Source organism: Xenorhabdus santafensis (genome assembly GCF_033949405.1).
GTDB classification, from domain to species: domain Bacteria; phylum Pseudomonadota; class Gammaproteobacteria; order Enterobacterales; family Enterobacteriaceae; genus Xenorhabdus; species Xenorhabdus santafensis.
The window spans coordinates 1-291 of the sequence record NZ_VCDN01000327.1 but is presented as its reverse complement, the minus strand read 5'-3'; the positions used below and the strand labels follow the sequence as shown (position 1 = coordinate 291).

Sequence of the window (291 nt, the reverse complement as noted above, 5' to 3'; positions counted from 1 at the left end):
TGATTCTTTTATTGCATCTTTTGTAATCTCATTAAACACAACTCGACAATCTGATTCAACGTCCACATTTAACGTATTCGCTAAATGCCAAGCAATTGCTTCTCCTTCGCGGTCTGGATCGGCCGCGAGATAGACTTTCTTTGCTTTTTTGGCCGCTGATTTTAAATCTTTTAAGACGGGACCTTTACCACGAATGGTAATATACTTCGGGGTGAAGTTGTTCTTTACTTCTATCCCCATTTGGCTTTTAGGTAAATCGCGAACATGTCCCATGGACGCAACGACTTTGTA

General features: G+C 40.9%; 1 protein-coding gene. It reads right to left on the bottom strand.

Features of this window, described 5'->3' with window-relative positions:
- Positions 1-291, bottom strand: a 291-nt coding sequence (locus FE392_RS22680) for a toprim domain-containing protein (protein WP_319931936.1), incomplete at both ends; no start/stop codon positions are given.